Below are 19,662 nucleotides of genomic sequence, written 5' to 3'. Positions count from 1 at the left end.
GAACTGCGCGCCAGCGCACGCCGGCACGGTCTTCGCTTGCGTGCGCTGTTTCATTCAATCCACGTCCGCCTTTTCGGGTTATTGTCGCATGAGCCAGATCACCCAACTACTGCCCCTCGAGAACATCATTCTTGACTTGGATGCGAGCAGCAAAAAGCGCGTCTTCGAGCATGTGGGGCTACTCTTTGAAAACTACCTTGGAATTGCCCGCAGCACGGTCTTCGACAGCCTCTTCGCGCGCGAGAAGCTCGGATCGACCGGACTGGGCCAAGGAGTGGCTATTCCACATGGCCGGATCAAGGGTTTGAAGGATGCCACAGGCGCTTTCCTGCGACTGGCCTCACCGGTGCCTTTCGATTCGCCGGACGGCAAGCCGGTGACGCTGCTCTTCGTCCTGCTGGTCCCCGAAGTGGCAACCGAGCAGCATCTGCAAATTCTCTCGGAGCTGGCGCAGCACTTTTCCGACCGTAGCTGTCGCGAAGCCTTGGCCAAAGCGGCTGACGCACGCTCCGTCCGACAACTGTTCGCCGACTGAAAACCATGAGTGTTCGGCGTCAATTCAGCGTCGTACAGCTCTACGAGGACCACCGGGAGAAGCTGAAGCTCTCATGGCTGGTTTCGGTTGGTGTCGACCGACAGATCGAACTCAAGGGCCAGGGAAACTACGGCGCCGACGTCGTCGGCCACCTCAACCTGATTCACCCCGAACGGCTGCAAGTAATCGGCCGGGCGGAGCATGCCTGGGCCGATCGTGTGTCGATGGACCGCTTGCGCAACCAAGTCAGGGAACTGATGGCCGCTCGGCCGCCGGCACTGATTCTGGCCGACGGCCTCGACGCGCTGCCGGCAATTCGTGAAGCCTGCGAGTCGACGCAGACGCCGTTGTTCGCCAGTCCGAAGCCCTGCTCGGCGGTGATCGAACTGCTGCGCATCTATCTCTCGCGCCGGCTGGCCAGTTCCACATCGGTCCACGGAGTGTTGATGGACGTTTTCGGAATGGGCGTCCTTATCACCGGCGACTCAGGCGTCGGCAAGAGCGAACTGGCGCTCGAACTCATCACCCGTGGCCACGGCCTGGTCGCCGACGATGTAGTTGAACTCGCGTGCATCGCCCCGACGACTATCGAAGGGCAGTGTCCCAGCATGTTGCGCGACTACCTCGAGGTGCGGGGGCTGGGTCTGCTCAACATTCGCACCATTTTCGGTGAAACCGCTTCACGCCGGAAGATGAAGCTCAAGCTCATCGTCCACCTGCAAAGACCCTTCAGTAGCACCGACGGCCCTCGCCTTCCGCTCGACGCCCAAGCCCAGGAAATCCTTGGTGTTCCCGTGCGCAAAGTGGTGATACCGGTCGCTGCCGGACGCAACATCGCGGTCTTGCTTGAAGCGGCCGTGCGGAACAGCATCCTGCAGTTACGCGGCATCGACAGCATGGGCGATTTCATCAATCGCCAACAACAGGCATTGCTTGACGAAGAACTTTGACGATGGCCGGAACGCACACCTTTGCCAGTTTATCAACTTTCGCGATGCCGCCCGCCGATGGCGGGGAAGCGTGACCAGTTTTTTCACTCCTCAGCCCGCAGCCGGGTGAAGGGCGTACTTGGTCGCTAGCGCGACTTTCACATCTACGGACAGCCTCTCTATGAAATCGATGATCGTGCTTTTTGCCCTCGCGTTGACGACCACCGGAGCCCTCGCCGCCACGGAAAAGAAGGAACCTTCGGAGGCCCAGAAGGCCCAGCAGGAGACAATGAAGTCGTGTAACGCCGAGGCCGCAGAGAAGTCTCTGAAAGGTGATGAGCGCAAGCAGTTCATGAGTGGCTGCCTCGGCGCCAAGCCGGCGAAAGCGACGCAGCAGGAAAAAATGAAAGCCTGTAATGGTGAGGCCGCGACAAAGCAACTCAAGGGCGACGAACGCAAGAAGTTCATGAGCGAATGCCTCAAGGCCAGCCCGGCCTAGCCGCCGCGCCGCTTGCTGCGTACGGTAGCCGCCCGGCGCCAGACATGGCCGACGACCGTTTTCTGGCGCGGGGCCGGGTGGGCTTCGTGGCCACCTGTCGCGCCAAGCTCGCCGGCCGTCGGCCTGTCGTGCCTAGCCGCGCCGCGGCAGGCAGGCGACGTAACCCCGGCGCCAAGGTTTGAGCCGCTTCTTTAAACGTTGCGCCGCCCCTTCTGGAGTCGTACTGAGATCGCCGAAAAACGCATGGCACGCCGCCCAGCGACCCTCCAACGTACGCAAGACGGCCACCGTGCGACCGCCGTCCAGCGTCGCGGTCAGACAACTCGCCTCGCCTGTCCACCACGACGCGGCGACGAGGTCCAGCGCTTCCGCACGTGGCACGCACAAGGCAACGAGCGCATCGATTGGCGAATCGTGCTCGCCGCAAACGATGGCGGGAAAGTAAGCGTGACTGGTGGGCCGGGCAACGGCATTCATCGGGCTAGCCTTCTAACACCCTCGAGCAGTTTAGTAAAACCGCGTTCGCAGCCCACCACGCGAGCACGGCACATACAAAGCGAATAGCATGCCAGGCAACGGTTTCGACATCCTGATCCTCGGCGGCGGTTTGGCCGGTCTCTCCTTCGCCTGCGCGTTGCGTGACACGCGCTTGCGGATAGCTCTGGTCGAGCAGCGGATTCCATGCCGTCCGGCGGGCTGGGATGCGAGAGTTTACGCCGTATCGCCGGCCAACGCCCGTTTCCTGAACGAAATCGGCGCCTGGAAGCACATGGCAAGCGAGCGTATCGAGCCGATCCGGGCGATGCACATCCGCGGCGACGGCGGCGCGAAACTCGACTTCTCGGCGTATCAATCCGGCGTTTCCGAACTCGGCTGGATTGTCGAATCGTCGGAAATGGCCTGCGAACTTTGGGAGAACGTCAAACGCCAGGGTAACCTCACCCCGTTTTCTCCGGCGACGCCAGCTGCCGTGCGGATCGACACGGACTGCGCCGTGCTGACTCTGGCCGACGGAAAGGTGTTGACGGGCCGTCTGCTGGTCGGCGCGGACGGTCGCGACTCCTGGATCCGGAAGTCACTCGGCATGTCCGCTGTCGACCGCCCATACGGCGAAATGGGACTGGTCGCCAACTTCGAGTGTCAGCTCCCGCACCGCGGTATTGCTCGCCAATGGTTTCGCGCCGACGGCGTCCTGGCTTGGTTGCCGATGGCCGGCGACCGCATCTCGATCGTCTGGTCCACCGCCGACGAGAACGCCCGAGCCTTACTGGCAATGCCCGACCACGAGCTGTGCCTTCGCGTCGCCACGGCTGGCGAGGGCGAACTCGGAGCACTGCGGCTGCTTACCCCCGCCGCCACTTTTCCCTTGTCCTTGTTACGTGTTCCGCAGGTCGTCGCGCCCCGCCTAGCGCTCGTCGGTGACGCAGCGCATGGCATACATCCGCTGTCTGGGCACGGGATCAACCTTGGTTATCAGGACGCCAGGGTTCTTTCCAGCCTGTTGGCGGCGACCCCCGATTGGCAGGACATCGGCGACCCGCGCTTGCTGGCGCGCTACCAGCGCGAAAGGCGCGAGGAAACTTTGCTATTGCAGTGGGTTACACACGCGTTGCATCACCTGTTTCTTAACGACCTGCCGGGACTAAAGCCGCTGCGCAATTTTGGAATGAACCTGACGAACGCTTTGCCGGTCATAAAGAACCTGCTTGTGCGCTACGCCATCAACCCACACTGAACCTTGTCCAGCCAACGGTAACGCTTGTTAGACGCTATCAGTGCAGACCGCCTCGCCCTTCACTCTTCCCGACCTTCCTGCCCCGGCGCGCGAGAGGGTGCTCGCCAGTCGCAGGTGCCGCTTTGGAATTCACCCGGAGATACCTGATGTTCATGAAACTCATACCGCTCACGCTGGCTACCGTTCTCAGCCTACCCACTCTGGCAGACGAAGCGTCCGTCAAGAAAACCGTCGAAACCAAGTTGGGCAATCCGGTCACCAGTGTCGTCAAGACCCCCTATCTCGGTCTCTACGAAGTCTATGTCGACGGCCAAGTCGTCTACACCGACGAGAAGGTGTCGGCGCTGCTTTTCGGGCCGCTGGTCGACGGCAAGACGATGAAGAATGTGACGAATGAAAGAATGCAGAAGCTCACCGCGATCAAGTTTTCGGAATTGCCTTTCAATCTCGCCGTCAAGCAGGTACGCGGCGACGGAAAGCGTGTCTTTGCGAGCTTCGAGGACCCGAACTGCGGTTATTGCAAGAAGATGGCCAGGGAAATGGCCAAGCTTGACAACGTGACCATTTACACCTTCCTCTATCCCATCCTCTCGCCGGACTCCCTGGAAAAATCCAATCAGATCTGGTGTTCCGCCGACCGCGCCAAGGCCTGGACCGACTGGATGGTCGATGGCAAGGCGCCCGTCGGCAAGGGGGACTGCGACACCTCGGCGATCAGGACAACACTCGAAACCGGGCGGAAGTTGGCCATCAACGGCACGCCGACGCTCTTCTTCGCCGATGGCGAGAGAATTCCAGGAGCCGTTCCCCTGGCCAGGATCGAGCAGCGGCTCGGCCAGGCTGGCAGTCAGGGTAGCCGATAGCTTACAAGCCGCCTCAACTGAACCGCTCCCAGCGCTAGCTCTTTGGACGACTGAAGCGGACCAGGTTATTCATCATCTCGACCATCGCCGGACGAATCTCTTCCTTGGCTCGATCGGCTTCGCTCACTGGTCGATCATCGTCATCGAGCACCTCCTGGCGGACGACGCCGGTCGCATTGATCGGAAAGGCGATCTTGAACTTGTCGCCGATGTAGGCGATTCGATGCCAGTCGGCGGCGACGGCGTACTCGCGGTGAAAACTCTGACTAAGCAAATCCTGGCCCTGCGAATAGTCGCCTGCCGGATTACGTACGCCGAGCAGCGGCATCAGTGTCGCCGGAATGTCAAGATGACTGGTGATGCCGCCGACAACGCGCGCCGCCTGACCCGGAACCCATAGCACTGCCGGCGTGCTCGTCTGATAGCGATTGAATTCCGCCGCATGTCCCCAGCGGCTGCTGCGCTCCATGAACTCCTCGCCGTGGTCGCCGAGAACAATGACGATCGTGCTGTCGAGCAGACCTTTGGCGCGCAAATGCGCGATGACGCGGCCGATCTGCCGATCGACATGGTGGGCGGCGTTCAGATAGCGATTTTTGATCAGCGTCATCTGTCCGGCGAAATCGGCCGACAGGTAGTTGAAGTCCTCGAGATACGGGCGGGCGATCACGCTGTCGGCGGGAAAAGTATAGTTGGCGTGGGTTCCCTCGAAGAACATGTAGGTCATGAACGGCCTCGCCGGATCACGACCATCGATGAAACCGAGAATGCGGTCGACATTCTGCCGATCGCGCTCCCACGGATCGGGGCCCGTAGACAGCGGATGGAGGTCGGCCGGATCCATCCTCACGAAGACCGTCTTGTCGAACTGCGGATAGGTGAATGCCGCACTGGTGTGCAGGCTGAATTGGTAGTTCTGCTGCTGCAGCACATCCATCAGCAACGGCGACCGGCCAGCCTTGATCATCGGAAACCAATAGTTGCCGTAAAGGCCATAAAACATCGAAAAAATACCCATCTGAGTAGCATTACCACCGCTGTAGTGCCGTTCGAGACGTATTGCCTGGCCGGAAAACTCCCACAACTTCGGCATGATGGCGGGGTCCAGCAGGTCGAAGCGCAAAGATTCCGCCACCAACCAGACAATGTTGAGCGGGCGCGCCGGGGCTTCGACGCGCAAGGCCTCGAGCGGGTAGCTCAGTCCACTCTGCTTGATGTGGACGCCCTCCGTGGCCTCGTTCGCGGTGTTGATTCCCAGGCGCGCCAGCAAGCGGCGAAAAGTCGTCGGAAGGTAGAACGGGTAGCGCTCGCTGGCGAACAAAATCGGTTGGTAGCTGACCGCGGCACTGTATCCGTAGGCCAGACGCTCACCTATCGTGAAGGCCAGTACAGCGAGCAATAGCCAACGTGCGCGCGGCAAGAAACGTCGCTGACCGGGTGCCGGCGCGCGATAGTTCGCCCAGAAATAGGTTGCCGCCTGCAACACGAGCAGCGCGGCTACGATGAGCGTCGCGGTCAACTCGGTACTCCGACTGGCGCCCAGCGACGCGATTCCACCGGGCGACAGCACGAGATCGACGACGAAGCCGTTGATATGGAAGCCGTACATGCCGTAGATCGTGCGGTCGGCAAACAGGAGCACCTGAATCGCTCCGCTCGAGCCGATCAGCAGGCAGGCTAACGCCACCGGTCCGACGCGGGTGACCGATCGCCGTTGCAGAAACCAGTAGCAAAGATAGCTCGGGATCAGAGCTGGCAGCAGGTATATGAAGGTATAGCTGACCGTCGTCGCCAGCGTCCACAGCGCGACAGCCGGCGTGCTGTAAGCTTTGGCCGTCGTGAAGGCGCTGACATGCAGCGCCACCCACAGTCCGGTGAGCAGGAAAAAACGGTCGATAGTGTCGCGCGGCGGTAGTTTGGTCATCGGCAGCCAAGCCTCAGCAATTTAGCCTATCTTAGCACGCCGAATCTTAGGGCCGCCTTAAGCCTTCGGCGGGTTACCGGTAACTTACTCCCGCGCGTGCTACGCCCGAGTAACGAGGCGGCAGCAAGAGTCTCGTCTTCCCCTAGACGATTGCGGCGGCGTCAGATCCCGGCTCACCCGGGCTTCCGGTCTGGCTACCATCGAGCGGGTTTGGATCGTCTACAGCTGGTTGATCGTCCGGCTCAGGCCCCGGACCCTGTAACGGACCCTGCGCGCTGTCGCCGATAGAGCGGAATTGTGAGTCCTTTACCGCGAGTGCCGGCGACCGTAATAACGCACCTATTCTCAGCGTTTGCCGGCGACGTAAATCTGATCGAAGATACCGCCATCAGAAAAGTGAATCTTCTGGGCGTTGCGCCAGCCACCGAAGGTGTCGTCGATGGTCAGCAGCTTCACCATGCCGAACTGCTTGGCGTACTTGGCAGCGACTTTGGCATCACGTGGTCGGTAGTAGTGCCGGGCAGCAATCTCCTGTCCTTCCGGGGAATAGAGGTATTCCAGATAGGACAGTGCCACCTTGCGTGTCGCGCGCTTGTCGACCACCTTGTCGACGACGGACACCGCTGGCTCGGCGAGCATCGACAGCGACGGAGTAACGATCTCGAACTTGTCGCGCCCCAGTTCCTTGACTGCCAGATGGGCTTCGTTCTCCCAGGTAATCAGGACGTCACCTATCCCGCGCTCGACAAAGGTGGTGGTTGATCCGCGCGCGCCAGCGTCGAGGACTTTCACATTGCGATACAGTTGCCCGACAAACTCACGCGCTTTGGCTTCGTTGCCCGCCGGTTGCTTCAGCGCGTACGCCCAGGCAGCCAGGTAGTTCCAGCGGGCACCGCCGGAAGTCTTGGGATTGGGAGTAACGATCGCGACGTCGCCCTTCACCAGGTCGCCCCAGTCCCGGATGCCTTTGGGATTGCCTTTCCTGACCAGGAAGACGATGGTCGACGTGTAGGGTGCCGAGTTGTTCGGTAGCCTCTTCTGCCAGTCGAGCGGAACGATTCCACGATCAGCCAGTGCATCGATATCGTAGGCCAACGCCAGCGTCACCACGTCGGCGTCGAGGCCGTCGATCACGGAACGCGCCTGCTTTCCGGAACCGCCGTGCGAAGCGTTTACCCGGATGGCGTCACCAGTCTTCATTCGCCAATGCTTGGCGAATGCGGAGTTGAATTCCTGATACAACTCGCGCGTCGGGTCGTAGGAAACGTTGAGAATGGTACTGTCGGCAGCCACCGCGCTGCCGAAAAAAACGACGCCACCGGCCAGCAGGCCGGCAAGAAAACACTTGTACTTCATGACAACTCCGTCTGGTCGATTTGTCCAACGAAGTTTAGAAACAAAATGCACGGCAACGAAGGATTTTGTTCTTATTTAGTTATAACTGAGGGTTCTCTATGCCCAATCCGTCGCGGCTTCGGCCCAATAAAACATTTCAATTGGATTCGCAACTTCCGGCAGGCGATTTGCCCGGAAAATGGTGGTCAGTTGCTTCCCGTTGCCACGACCCGCGCTCCCATTGCCGCGAATGAGAAAGGAATCCTGAATATGCCGGCATCACAACAACACATTGACCCCAGCACACCTCTCGGCGCGAACCTGATTGCCGGGGGCGCAACCTTCCGCACCTGGGCCCCCAACGCGCTCGAGGTATATGTGGTTCTCAACGACCCGGGCAACGATCCTGGCGCCGACGAACCGACAGTCTGGACGAAGAACCCCGACGATCTTCTGGTGAAGGATGCATTAGGGTACTGGGCAGGATACTTCTCCGGCGTCAAGGACGGCGATCTATACCGCTTCTACGTCGTCGGCAGCGGGTCGGCGGGGTTGAAACGAGATCCCTACGCACGCGAACTGGAAATGCGCGGCGATCCGTGGTACCCGTGCAACGGCATCATTCGCGATCCGGCAGACTACCCGTGGCACGACGCAGAATACCGCACCCCGCCGGCCGCCGAGCTGGTGGTCTATCAGTTCCACATTGGCGTCTACTACGCCAGGGATTCGGCCGGCAAGGATCTGCGGCCGGGCCGCGTGCGCAAGGCGCTCGACCTCGTCGATCGCATCGAATATTGGGCCGACCTCGGGGTGAACGCGATCATGCCGCTGCCTTTTCAGGAGTACCAGGGAGAAAACAGCCTGGGCTACAACGGTACTGACCTGTTTTCCCCCGAAATGGACTATTGCGTCGGCGGCAGCGCAGCCGATCGCAAGCCTTACCTCGACCGGATCAACCACCTGTTCGCCGCCAAGGGAATGGCGCCACTGACCGACGCACAGCTTGCCGGACAAAGCAACCAATTCAAGGTGCTGATCGATCTCTGCCATGTCTATGGTATCGCCGTGATCGCCGACGTGGTCTACAACCACGCGGGCGGCGGATTCAATTCCCAGAGCATGTGGTTCTACGATCGGCAGCCTTATACGACCGACAACGACAGCCTGTACTTCACCGACCAGGATCACGCCGGCGGCCGTGTCTTTGCGTTTCACAAGGCCGGCGTGCGGCAATTCCTGATCGACAATGCGAAGATGTGGTGCGAGGAGTACCACGTCGATGGGTTGCGCTACGACCAGGTAACCGTGATCGACGAGCACGGCGGCTGGTTCTTCGCGCAGGATCTGACGAGCACGGTCCGTTACGTGAAGCCGCGAGCGGTTCAGATTGCCGAGTATTGGGGCGCCGAGCGCTGGAAAGGCGTCGCCGCTCCACCCTACGGGATGGGCTTCGACCTCGGCTATAGCGATGCGCTGCGCGACAAGCTGCGCTCAGCGATCGCCGAGACGACCGGCGGTCGCGCGGCGCGCGTAAACCTCGACCAAGTTCGCGACGCCCTATACCTGACTTACAAGGATCCTGGACGTTGGTCGGTTTTCCAGTGCATCGAGAACCATGACCTCGTCGACTACAATCACACCGGCCAGGATCGGCAGCCGCGAATCGCCGCGCTGGCCGACCCCGGCAATTCGCGCTCCTGGTATGCACGCAGCCGGGCGAAGGTCGCCACCGGACTATTGCTGACCGCACCTGGCGTGCCCATGCTGTTCATGGGGCAGGAATTTCTCGAGGACAAGTACTGGACGGACTACCCGAAACGCCCGGAGCTGCTGATCTGGTGGGACGGTCTCGAGGGACGCGACAAGGCCATGTCCGACCACCACCGTTTCACCCGCGAACTGATCTGGCTGCGTCGCAAGCATCCGGCGCTGCGTGCCGACGGACTCCATGTCTTTCACGTCCACAATGACCAACGCGTCATCGCCTTCCAGCGCTGGGTACCGGGAATCGGCCGCGACGTCGTCGTGGTCGCCAGCTTGAACGAAAACACCTTCTACCATCGCAGCTACCGCATCGGCTTTCCCGGCGGCGGACATTGGCACGAAGTTTTCAACAGCGACGTCTACGACAACTATTTCAATCCCAACGTGCAAGGGAATTACGGTGGAGTCATGGCGGACGGACCCGCCTGGGATGGGCTGCCGGCGTCGGCCGCGATCACCCTGCCGGCGAACAGCCTGATCGTCTTCGCTCGCGACCTCGGAGACTTCGCCTGATTCCCCGCGGCCAACACCCGGCGACGTCGAGCCGAGCACCCAGCGATCGGTGATCGACCCGTCTCTGGGACGCGTCATCCCGCACGGGGTAGCCGCGCCGCGGTCGAATAGTTCCGCTCGCCCGAGCGGAACTATTCGACCCGCAGCGGAATCACCCGGCGCGCTGCGGCCGCACACTGCTCACTCGCCCGAGGCTCGAAACCTTGCCATTCTTCGAGCAACGCCCGCCAACTCGCCCGTGCCGCCGCCACACCGGCGCGTTTCACGTGGCCGTAGCCTCGGATGGCACCCGCGACCTGGGCAATACGTAACGCCAGCGGCAGGCGTTCGACGCTCAGGGTCGGCAGCAACTGCTCGACGATCTGCCGGTACTCGCCGACCAGGGCTCGTTCCATGCGCCGCTCCTCACTGCGGCCAAAAACGTCGAACACACCGCCGCGCAGGCCACGCAGCCGCGCCAGAAGACGAAAGACCGGCAAGATCCACGGGCCGTAGCGCCTCTTGCGCGGCTTGCCGTCGCTGCCGGTGGACCCCAACCCCGGCGGCGCAAGGTGAAATTCGACGCGCTCCCAATACTCGAACTGCGTACGCAGCTGCTCCTGAAACTCGGGGCCCGCGTGCAGACGAGCGACTTCGTATTCGTCCTTGATGGCCATCAGGCGAGCCAACTGGAAAGCGACGGCACGCGTCAGATCCAGGCGTCGGCCGACCTCACCGCCCAGCGCCTCCTCCGCGGCGCGCAGCTGCGCGACCAGAGATACATAGGCGTCGGCATAGGCGCCATTCTGGTACTCGGTGAGAAATATCCGACGCCTTTCGACCAACGCGTCCAGACTGTCGTCGGGCGCTGCGGCGGCGGGTCGCAAGCGCAGGCGCGGCAAAGCCTCGGGCGCCGCCAAGGCAAGCCGTCCGACGGCAAACGCGGCTTTGTTTGCTTCTACCCCGACTTCGTTCAGTTCGATGGCGCGCATCAGCGCCGCGTGGCTCACCGGTACCAGCCCGGCTTGCCAAGCGGCGCCCAGCATAACGATGTTGCTCGGCATGGTGTCGCCCAACAAGTCGTCGGCCAATCCCTGAGCGTCAATGCTGCGCACGCGGCCGGCACCCGCGGCGTAGCGCATCTTTTCGATCAGCGCGGCGCCGTGCAGCGTTGCATCCGGGTTGCGCACGAAAGCCGCCGTCGCGATCTGATGATGGTTGGCGATGACCTCGGTACGTTCACGCTTCACCGTACCCAGCGCTTCCGGTGAAGCACCGACCACCATGTCGCAGGCGAGCAGAAGGTCGGCCTGCTGGGTATCGATGCGCACCTGATTGAGCAAATCGGCACTCGGCGCCAGGCGTACGAAAGACAACACCGCGCCCCCCTTCTGCGCAAAGCCCATGAAGTCGAGTACCGAAGCCTGCTTGCCTTCGAGGTGCGCAGCCATCGTCACCAAGGCGCCGACGGTGACGACGCCAGTGCCGCCAACGCCGGTGACCATCATATCGAAGGGACCGGTCCACTCCCACGGCTGCGGTTCGGCCAGTCGGCTTACTTCGTGGGCCAGGGCACCCGACTCCATCGACGACCCCTGCCGCTTCTTCAGCACCGCACCTTCGAGCGTGACGAAGCTGGGGCAGAAACCATCGACGCAGGTATAGTCCTTATTGCACGAAGTCTGCTCGACGGCGCGCTTGCGGCCCCAGTCGGTATCCAGCGGGACGATCGAGAGGCAGTTGCTCTGCACGCCGCAATCGCCGCAGCCCTCGCAAACCTGTGGGTTGATGAAAACCCGTTGCTTCGCCTCCGTCAGTTCGCCTTTCTTGCGCCGCCGTCGTTTCTCGGCCGCACAGGTCTGGTCGTAGATCAGCAGCGTCACTCCCTCGGCGTCGCGCAGGTGGCGCTGTACGGCGTCCATTTCGTGGCGGTCGTGGAAAGTGGTGCCGGCCGGAAATTCGCCGTGCCGCGCATCGTATTTGGCGATATCGTCGCTGACGATGGCCACCCGCGTCGCCCCTTCGGCTTCAACTTGGCGCGCGATCTCGGCGACGCTCAGCTTGCCGTCTACCGGCTGGCCGCCCGTCATCGCTACCGCATCGTTGTAAAGCACCTTGTACGTCATGCGCGTGCCGGCCGCCACGGCCTGGCGGATGGCCAACAGACCGCTGTGAAAATAGGTGCCGTCGCCTAGGTTCTGGAAGACATGCCTCTCGTGGCTGAAACGCGACGCGGCCACCCAGTCCACGCCCTCGGCACCCATCTGAATGAGGCCTTCGGTCTGGCGCTCCATCCAGCTCGCCATGAAGTGACAACCTATGCCGGCCAGTGCCCTGCTTCCCTCGGGAACGCGGGTCGAGCTGTTATGCGGGCAACCACTGCAAAAATAAGGCAGGCGCCTGACCCCGTCAGCCGCGTTCGAGAGCAACTGCGGCATCGTGAAGTCGACGACGCGGTCGCGCCGGTCGAGCGCCGGATTCAGCCGCGCCAGCCATTCAGCAACCACCGGCATGACGCGTGAAGGCCGCAATTCGCCGAGTGCCGAAAGCAGCGGCGTGCCATCCGGCGTCGTCTTGCCCGCAATGCGCGGCCGCTGACCGTCGGGCAGCGCATAAAGCAGCTCCTTCATCTGACGCTCGACGATGGCGCCTTTTTCCTCGATGACCAGCAGCTCGTCGAGCCCCAAGGCAAAATCGACGATCCGTGTCGGCTCCAGCGGCCACACCAGACCGACCTTGTACAACCGCACTCCGGCGGCGGCCAATGCGTTGGGATCAAGGTCCAGTCGGCGCAAGACTTCCATAAAATCAAAATGAGCCTTGCCAACGGTGACGATCCCGAGCGTCGCGCGCGGGCTGACGACGACGTGCTTGTCGACCACGTTGACGCGTGCGAAGGCACGTACCGCGTCGAGCTTGAGCGCGGCGCGCTCCTCCAGGGCGAGCGAGGGAAGGTCCACCGCACGCACATGCAGATCCTGGGCGGGAGTGAAGGAGACCGGCAAACCAAAATCCAGCGGCACCGCGTCGAGGTCCACCGTCATCCCCGACTCCACGACCTCGCTGATCGCCTTGAAACCCACCCAGGCACCCGAAAAGCGCGACAACGCCCAGCCGTAGAGGCCGAACTCCAGATACTCGGCGACGTTGGCCGGATGCAGCACCGGCATGCCGAAGTGCATCAGCGCGCCGTCACTCTGGTGCGGCATCGACGACGACACGCAGCCATGGTCGTCGCCGCAAACGACGAGCACGCCGCCCTGTGCGCTGGACCCGTAAACATGGCCGTGCTTGAGCGCGTCTCCCGCACGGTCTACACCCGGGCCCTTGCCATACCACATGGCATACACGCCATCGACGCGGCGCTTGGCGTCGAGCGCTACACGCTGTGTGCCCAGGCAGGCGGTAGCCGCAAGATCCTCGTTGATCGCCGGTAGAAACTGGACTTGCGCGGCGTCCAGCAACTTGGCGGCTCTCCACATCTGTTGATCAACCATGCCGAGCGGACTGCCACGATAGCCGCTGACGAAACCCGCCGTGTTCAGTCCGGCGGCGTCGTCGAGCGCGCGCTGCATCAGCATCAGGCGGAGCAGTGCCTGCGTACCGGTAAGCCAGACGGTGCCCTGTGTGGCACACAGGTTGTCGGCCAGCGCGTAGGGTCGCAAGGCAGGTGGCGGCGTGGCCGCGGCGGAGACGGATGGGAAATCCAACGGCACCCCCGATAGGCTATGAGACGAATGGAAAGACCGGAAACTCAGCGGCCTGATCAAGAGTGTATGAGTCCGCATAAGGCGGCGTCAATCGGACACTCGGTGCGCTGGCATGACCGGCTCCCCAGATTTCTCGCGCGCCGATCGCAATGGACTGGCGACTCCGCCGAGCGGCTTTCCGGCGCCTGCTGACACGACCGGAGCGCGCGAAACACGGTGCGGCTCCCCTGGATGGCAGGACGTTTTCGAGCTCGCCGCCGACGTCACCGAGCCGCGCACACCGACTCCATTGTCCGAACACCGCCGCCATTGCCCAGGGCGGCATCACTTGGCGGCCCTAGAGGCCGAGGCGTCCCCCCGTATTGAAAGCCTTGTCGAGCACCTCGGAACCCAGCGCCTGCAACTGACCGATAGCGCCCGACGAATAGCTGGCCGGTCGGGTGCCACCAAATTCCTGCCAAACTGTTGCCACGGTGGACGGCGTGAGAGCCTTTCCGCTGCCCTCCGCCAACTGCCGCGTTGCCTGAAATCCATCCGTCCATTGGTTGCCCGAAGCATAGCGATAGCCGATGTAAGCGACCTCGTGTGCCGCTTCGCCCGCTTCGCAAGCCGACCATGAACCGTCCACTGGGCACGCCAGGGCGCTGCCATCCGGCAGCGGCATCAGCTTGGCCGACAACTCATCGCCATCGTCGATACGTAAGGAAAAGCGAAGCATGCGCCGCCCGTTCTCCCGCAACGCCGGCAGAACCCTGTTTTCAATCAGCCAAGAGTCGATGTGCTGTGTTCCTGCCATGATCAGTCTCAATAATTCGCCATCACTGGCGCTGGCCGTCCTCGCCTGCGACAGCAATGAAACGGCCCTCTGTGATTAGTCGACCGAAAGTTCATCCATGAAATCCTCCATCAGCGAGGGCAGCGCTAGGGAACAAGACAAGGGCTCCGCATCGGGCAATTGTAGGGCCAAATTCCGCCACCACGCAGCCTGACGATTGCCGCTGAGCACAAGGACACGTCTGAACACAAAGCATTTGGAGTATCCTGCCAAGTCGATTTGAAGAGGTCACGCGGCGGATCGACGAGCCGTTTCCTATTCGTCGGTACGATTGCGGTCGGCGTGCGAGAACGATTGCAGGACTCTCGGGGGCTTCTGGTACGTCAGCCGAACAGGGTTGTCGCTGCCGGAACACTCGGTTCGTCAAACGGGAGAAGCCGCTCGATTCGAGAACCGCCGTGACTCCATCCAGGTAGCGCCGCAACGACGGTTGCGGCCATCGCGCGATGGCCAAGAGTCAAGCACATGTTCGGGAGAAAGTACGATGCGCAGCAAGATAGTTACCGCCGATGAAGCGATCGCCCTGATTCGGGATGGCGATACGCTCGCCAGTACCGGCTTCGTCCAGACCGGTTTCGCCGAGGCCCTGCTGTCGGCACTGGAGCGGCGATTTCTCGCCACCGGCAGCCCGAAGAACCTGGCTTTGTTCGCGGCTGCCGGCCAGGGCGACGGCCAGAGCCTGGGGCTGAATCACCTAGGTCACGAAGGATTGTTGCGCCGGGTCGTGGCGGGTCACTGGGGGCGCATGCCGAAGGTGGCGAAACTCGCACTCGAAAATCGAATCCAGGCCTACAACCTGCCACAGGGAATCATTTGCCAGTTGTTCCGCGATCTGGCCGGCGGCAAGCCGGGCTCCTTCTCCAAGGTCGGACTGCACACCTTCGTCGATCCACGCTACGGCGGTGGCCGAGTCAACACCGTTACGACCAAGGACATCGTCAATCTGGTCAAGGTAGGCGGCGAGGAATGGCTATTCTACAAAGTCGGCAAGGTCAACGTCGCCTTCGTGCGTGGCACCACCGCCGACACGTTCGGCAACATCACCATGGAGCGCGAAGCTCTGACGCTGAACAATCTTGCCATGGCCATGGCGGCCAAAAACAGTAACGGTATCGTGATCGCTCAGGTTGAAAGGATCGCCGAGCGCAACGGGCTACCGCCGCGCCAAGTCAAGATTCCGGGAATTCTGGTCGATTGCGTAGTGGTCGCCGAACCGGCACAACACATGCAAACCCTGGCCACTCCTTACAGCGCCGCCTACGCCGGCGAGTTCCGGGTTCCCGCCGCGAGCCTCGTGTCTACCCCGCTGACCGAGCGCAAGATCATCGCCCGCCGTGCCGCCTTCGAGTTGCCTCCCAACGGCATCATCAATCTCGGGGTCGGCATGCCCGAAGGAGTGGCGGCGATCGCCAACGAGGAGCGCATCTCGCACCTGCTGACCCTGACCGTCGAATCCGGCCTCATCGGTGGCATCCCTTCGAGCGGCGGCAACTTCGGTACCGGAGTGAACATGGACGCGGTGATCGACGAGAACCAGCAGTTCGACTTCTACGACGGTGGCGGACTCGATATGGCGTGCCTTGGCATGGCCGAATGCGACGCTGCCGGAAATGTGGGTGTCAGCCGTTTTGGCGGCCGCCTGACCGGCGCCGGCGGTTTCATCAACATCAGCCAGAACGCTCGCCTGGTAGTGTTCGTCGGAACGTTTACCGGCAAGGGGCTCAAGGTCGAGGTCGATGACGGCAAACTCAAGATCATCCGGGAAGGGCAACAACGCAAGTTCCTCAAGCAGGTCGAGCAAATCACCTTCAACGGCCAGTACGCTTACGATCGCGGCAAACCGGTCTATTACGTCACTGAGCGCTGCGTGTTCCGCCGCGTACGGCGCGGGCTGGCTTTGATCGAAGTGGCACCGGGCATCGACGTGGAGCGGGACATTCTGCCCCACATGGATTTCGAGCCGATCATCGGCGAGTACGGCGAGATGGATGCCCGCATCTTCAATGCCGGACCAATGGGACTGGAAGCCGAGCTGCTCAATCTCTCCTTGCCCGAACGAGTCATCTACGATCCCGAGCGCAACATCCTGTTCCTCAACTTCGAAGGAATGCATGTTCGGGTGGTCGAGGACGTCAAGGCGATCTGGGAGGTTTGCGAGTTGCGCTGCCGAGCAGCCGGCAAGCGGGTTGGCGTGATCATCAATTACGACCGCTTTCGGATCAACCAAGACATGTACGACGCTTATGCGGAAATGGACCGCTACTTTCTGGCCAATTACTTCAGCCAGATCACCCGCTACGCCACGAGCGCGTTTCTGCGCGCCAAGCTCGGCGAAGCATTCGCCGCGCGCAGCATCGCACCCCACGTCTTCGAGCGGCGCGAGGAAGCCCAAGCCTTCCTGGTCGGGCGCAACGGCGATTCCGGTCGCCGAACTTGAGCCACCGCCGTACCGCCGGGCCGCTCTACTCTCATTTCACCGCCCGGTTGGCCTGACGTCGGCCTCGGCAAGACAGATTTCGATACGGGCCATGGTCTGTACGACATCCTCGTCGAGGCCGATGGAAAAGCGGATCAAACCATCGCTCAAGCCGGCGGCCGCTCGTTCGGCCAGCGGGATTTCGGACGAGGTGCTGTGGCCGGGTGTGGTGAACAAGGTTTTGAAGTAACCCAGACTCACCGCCAGGTAGCCGACCTTGTCGCGCTGCAGCAAAGTCATCAGGCGATTGGCCGTCGCATGATCTCCGACATCGAGCGCCATCATTCCGCCCCAGCCGTAGCCAGGGTTCATCAGCCGTCCGAGTAGGCTGTGGTGAGGATGACTCGTCAGGCCAGGGTAGTGCACCGGATAGCCGAGAGCTTCCAGCCGGGTGGCCAGGTACAGCGCGTTCGCACCGTGCTGACGCAGGCGTATGTGCAGGCTGTGCAGATTCTTCAGGATGCTGGCCGCACGCGTGCTGTCGAGCACCGGGCCGAGCAGCATGCTTGGACCGGAATTGATGTCGTTCAACCGGGCGATGAAGTCGCGCGACGAAATGACACAGCCGGCGACACAATCGCTGGTGCCATTGATGAACTTGGTCAGGCTATGCACGACGACATCGGCGCCGTGGCGCAGCGGCGACAGGATCATCGGGGTGAAGGTGTTGTCGACCACCAGCCGCGCACCGCTGTCGTGGGCGATGGCGGCAAGTGCCGGCAAATCGCTGACTTCGAGCAGCGGGTTGCTGAGCGACTCGCAGTAGAGGACGCGCGTCCGCGGCGTCATCGCGGCACGCACCGCGTCGTGCTTGCAGATATCGACAAAGCGGGTCGTAATACCGAAGCGCGGCAGCAGATTCTTGAGCAAGGCGTAGGTGCCGCCATAGATGCTGCGGCCGCAGACGATTTCATCGCCCGCGCTGCACAGGGTCAGCAAGGTGGTGCTGATGGCCCCCATTCCGGAAGCCATGACCTGCGCCGATTCTCCGTCCTCCATGCGCTCGAGCGCGCTGGCCAGATACTTGTTGGTCGGATTGAAGTGGCGCGAGTAGAGAAAACAGCCCTCGATTTCATGTTCGAAAAGCTCCGCCATGCGTTCCGGGCTCAGGAACGTGTAGGTGGAGGAATCCGTGATCGATGGATTGACGTCGCCGAACTCCCCGAAAACAAGGAAGTCCTGGACGCGGGAGGCGGGATTGAAGGTCATGAACTGTCCTCCGAGGGTGATGGGAGAAGCGACCGTAGCACGGCCACGGTCGCGATGGCAAAGCCCGTGTGACTAATGTCTGCCGCCACCGGAGTATCGGCGGCGGCGCGAAAGGAGCACAATGCAGCACTAGGGCTTGACCACGTCGCGGGTTTTATTTATGTATGCATGCTTGCTCGTGGCGGGGCGACGACGCGGCGCGCCGCAATGACCGGAATCGTCGGCGATTGCGGGCAGTAACAGGGGATAGACCACATGAAGAGAGATCTGCGCTTCCAAATCGCCGTCCTTCCGGGAGACGGCATCGGCCCGGAAATCGTGACCTCTTGCCTGCAGGTTCTTGATGCCCTCCACGAGCGTATGGGTGGCATCGGCTTCGCTTTTCGGCACCTCGAAGGTGGCGCGGCGCATTATCAAAGAACCGGTACCGCGCTCTCCGACGAGAGCATGGCCGAGTGCAAGAAGGCGGATGCAGTGCTGTTTGGCGCGACCGGACTGCCGCACGTCCGTTATCCCGATGGCACCGAGATCTCGACGCAGTTTGATCTGCGGATCGAAATGGATCTGTACGCCGGGTTGCGACCGGTCCGCAGCTATCCAAGCCTGCCGCGCGTATTGACGGACAAACGCGCGGCACAGATCGATCTGGTGCTTGTCCGCGAGCAGACCGAAGGCCTGTTGTACTCGCGCGGCCGCGGAACGGTCGAGGACGACCGTGTGGCCTGGGAGACGATGATGATCTCGCGTGACGGTAGCCGCCGCGTTTCCGAATTCGCTTTCCGGGTTGCCGAAAGGCGCGCCAAGAGCCGCCGGCGACCCGGCAAGGTCACTTGTGTCGATAAGGCCAACGTACTCTCGTCGATGGCCTTTTTCCGCAAGATCTTCAACGAGGTGGCGGCCTGCCACCCGAGCGTCGAAGCCGACTTCGCCTACGTCGATGCGACGGCGATGAAACTCGTCAAGGCGCCCTGGGATTTTGACGTTCTGGTGACGGAGAATGCCTTTGGCGGCATCCTGTCCGACCTCGCCGCTGGCGTCATCGGTAGTCTCGGGCTGGTGCCGACGGCCGACATCGGCGACCGGCACGCGGTATTCCAGCCGGCGCACGGTAGCGCGCCGCACATCGCCGGACAGGGCAAAGCCAACCCGGTGGCGCAAATCCTTTCGGCTTCCCTGATGCTCGACTGGCTTGCCGACCAGCACGGCGAGCCCCGTTTGGCGCATGGCGCACGGATCATCGAGCATGCGGTCGACAAGGCCATGACCGTCGTGCGGCCGGTCGAGTTTGGCGGCAACGACGGTACGGCGGCCATCACCAAGGCGATCATCGCGCAAATCCGCAAGTCCTGATCC

Annotated in this window: 14 protein-coding genes; 8 read left to right on the top strand and 6 right to left on the bottom strand. The window is 62.0% G+C overall.

Translation table 11 applies throughout. The features are described from left to right. The first annotated feature begins 88 nt into the window (after positions 1-88). The 3 genes from ptsN to Q1M07_RS14955 all read left to right on the top strand — a co-directional run bounded on the left by ptsN (position 89) and on the right by Q1M07_RS14955 (position 1,963). Complete coding sequence (ptsN, locus tag Q1M07_RS14965; protein WP_300454723.1) at positions 89-535, top strand: PTS IIA-like nitrogen regulatory protein PtsN; 447 nt, start codon at positions 89-91, stop codon at positions 533-535. Positions 536-540: 5 nt separating this feature from the next. Then, positions 541-1,485: an HPr(Ser) kinase/phosphatase gene (gene hprK / locus Q1M07_RS14960; protein ID WP_300454721.1), complete on the top strand. Its 945-nt coding sequence runs from the start codon at positions 541-543 to the stop codon at positions 1,483-1,485. 160 nt (positions 1,486-1,645) lie between these two features. Then, positions 1,646-1,963, top strand: coding sequence for a PsiF family protein (locus tag Q1M07_RS14955; protein WP_300454719.1), 318 nt, complete (start codon positions 1,646-1,648; stop codon positions 1,961-1,963). A gap of 132 nt (positions 1,964-2,095) precedes the next feature. Here the strand turns inward: Q1M07_RS14955 and Q1M07_RS14950 are convergent, their stop codons facing one another. Continuing rightward, positions 2,096-2,440 (bottom strand): hypothetical protein, encoded by a 345-nt coding sequence (locus Q1M07_RS14950; protein ID WP_300454717.1) that lies wholly within the window; start codon positions 2,438-2,440, stop codon positions 2,096-2,098. Positions 2,441-2,528: 88 nt separating this feature from the next. On the opposite strand from Q1M07_RS14950, the gene Q1M07_RS14945 reads away from it, so the two are divergent. Together Q1M07_RS14945 and Q1M07_RS14940 are read left to right on the top strand one after the other, a co-directional pair. Further along, complete coding sequence (locus Q1M07_RS14945) at positions 2,529-3,698, top strand: UbiH/UbiF family hydroxylase (protein ID WP_300454715.1); 1,170 nt, start codon at positions 2,529-2,531, stop codon at positions 3,696-3,698. Positions 3,699-3,844: 146 nt separating this feature from the next. Next, on the top strand, positions 3,845-4,561 hold the full coding sequence (locus Q1M07_RS14940; protein WP_300454713.1) for a DsbC family protein: 717 nt from the start codon (positions 3,845-3,847) through the stop codon (positions 4,559-4,561). 34 nt (positions 4,562-4,595) lie between these two features. On the opposite strand, the gene Q1M07_RS14935 is transcribed toward Q1M07_RS14940, so the two are convergent. Beyond that, positions 4,596-6,485 carry a sulfatase-like hydrolase/transferase gene (locus Q1M07_RS14935; RefSeq protein ID WP_300454711.1) on the bottom strand — a complete coding sequence of 630 codons (1,890 nt, stop codon included), beginning with the start codon at positions 6,483-6,485 and terminating at the stop codon, positions 4,596-4,598. 345 nt (positions 6,486-6,830) lie between these two features. After that, a complete protein-coding gene (locus tag Q1M07_RS14930; RefSeq protein WP_300454709.1) occupies positions 6,831-7,841 on the bottom strand; it encodes a sulfate ABC transporter substrate-binding protein in 1,011 nt (336 codons plus the stop codon). A 249-nt stretch (positions 7,842-8,090) separates the two neighbouring features. Between Q1M07_RS14930 and Q1M07_RS14925 the strand changes: the two genes are divergently transcribed. After that, positions 8,091-10,100 (top strand): alpha-amylase family glycosyl hydrolase, encoded by a 2,010-nt coding sequence (locus tag Q1M07_RS14925; RefSeq protein ID WP_300454708.1) that lies wholly within the window; start codon positions 8,091-8,093, stop codon positions 10,098-10,100. Between the two features lie 131 nt (positions 10,101-10,231). On the opposite strand, the gene Q1M07_RS14920 is transcribed toward Q1M07_RS14925, so the two are convergent. Continuing rightward, positions 10,232-13,789 (bottom strand): indolepyruvate ferredoxin oxidoreductase family protein, encoded by a 3,558-nt coding sequence (locus Q1M07_RS14920; protein WP_300454706.1) that lies wholly within the window; start codon positions 13,787-13,789, stop codon positions 10,232-10,234. A 337-nt stretch (positions 13,790-14,126) separates the two neighbouring features. Beyond that, positions 14,127-14,585, bottom strand: a complete 459-nt coding sequence (locus tag Q1M07_RS14915) for a hypothetical protein (RefSeq protein WP_300454704.1) — start codon at positions 14,583-14,585, stop codon at positions 14,127-14,129. 523 nt (positions 14,586-15,108) lie between these two features. On the opposite strand from Q1M07_RS14915, the gene Q1M07_RS14910 reads away from it, so the two are divergent. Next, a complete protein-coding gene (locus Q1M07_RS14910) occupies positions 15,109-17,061 on the top strand; it encodes an acyl CoA:acetate/3-ketoacid CoA transferase (RefSeq protein WP_300454703.1) in 1,953 nt (650 codons plus the stop codon). A 36-nt stretch (positions 17,062-17,097) separates the two neighbouring features. Here Q1M07_RS14910 and Q1M07_RS14905 read toward each other — a convergent pair whose 3' ends face one another. Beyond that, a complete protein-coding gene (locus Q1M07_RS14905) occupies positions 17,098-18,309 on the bottom strand; it encodes a PLP-dependent transferase (RefSeq protein WP_300454701.1) in 1,212 nt (403 codons plus the stop codon). 255 nt (positions 18,310-18,564) lie between these two features. Between Q1M07_RS14905 and Q1M07_RS14900 the strand changes: the two genes are divergently transcribed. After that, positions 18,565-19,659 (top strand): isocitrate/isopropylmalate dehydrogenase family protein, encoded by a 1,095-nt coding sequence (locus tag Q1M07_RS14900; RefSeq protein ID WP_300454700.1) that lies wholly within the window; start codon positions 18,565-18,567, stop codon positions 19,657-19,659. The last annotated feature ends 3 nt before the right edge of the window (positions 19,660-19,662 follow it).

This window comes from Accumulibacter sp. (assembly GCF_029255285.1).
Taxonomy (GTDB): domain Bacteria; phylum Pseudomonadota; class Gammaproteobacteria; order Burkholderiales; family Rhodocyclaceae; genus Accumulibacter.
Note: the sequence above shows the minus strand (reverse complement) of the source record. Positions and strands in the feature narration are given on the sequence as shown.

Bases quoted from the DNA above. Each gene is read 5' to 3' on its own strand.
- ptsN (WP_300454723.1), top strand. From the start codon at position 89: ATGAGCCAGATCACCCAACTACTGCCCCTCGAGAACATCATTCTTGAC.
- hprK (WP_300454721.1), top strand. From the start codon at position 541: ATGAGTGTTCGGCGTCAATTCAGCGTCGTACAGCTCTACGAGGACCAC.
- Q1M07_RS14955 (WP_300454719.1), top strand. From the start codon at position 1,646: ATGAAATCGATGATCGTGCTTTTTGCCCTCGCGTTGACGACCACCGGA.
- Q1M07_RS14950 (WP_300454717.1), bottom strand. From the start codon at position 2,440: ATGAATGCCGTTGCCCGGCCCACCAGTCACGCTTACTTTCCCGCCATC.
- Q1M07_RS14945 (WP_300454715.1), top strand. From the start codon at position 2,529: ATGCCAGGCAACGGTTTCGACATCCTGATCCTCGGCGGCGGTTTGGCC.
- Q1M07_RS14940 (WP_300454713.1), top strand. From the start codon at position 3,845: ATGTTCATGAAACTCATACCGCTCACGCTGGCTACCGTTCTCAGCCTA.
- Q1M07_RS14935 (WP_300454711.1), bottom strand. From the start codon at position 6,485: ATGACCAAACTACCGCCGCGCGACACTATCGACCGTTTTTTCCTGCTC.
- Q1M07_RS14930 (WP_300454709.1), bottom strand. From the start codon at position 7,841: ATGAAGTACAAGTGTTTTCTTGCCGGCCTGCTGGCCGGTGGCGTCGTT.
- Q1M07_RS14925 (WP_300454708.1), top strand. From the start codon at position 8,091: ATGCCGGCATCACAACAACACATTGACCCCAGCACACCTCTCGGCGCG.
- Q1M07_RS14915 (WP_300454704.1), bottom strand. From the start codon at position 14,585: ATGGCAGGAACACAGCACATCGACTCTTGGCTGATTGAAAACAGGGTT.
- Q1M07_RS14910 (WP_300454703.1), top strand. From the start codon at position 15,109: ATGCGCAGCAAGATAGTTACCGCCGATGAAGCGATCGCCCTGATTCGG.
- Q1M07_RS14905 (WP_300454701.1), bottom strand. From the start codon at position 18,309: ATGACCTTCAATCCCGCCTCCCGCGTCCAGGACTTCCTTGTTTTCGGG.
- Q1M07_RS14900 (WP_300454700.1), top strand. From the start codon at position 18,565: ATGAAGAGAGATCTGCGCTTCCAAATCGCCGTCCTTCCGGGAGACGGC.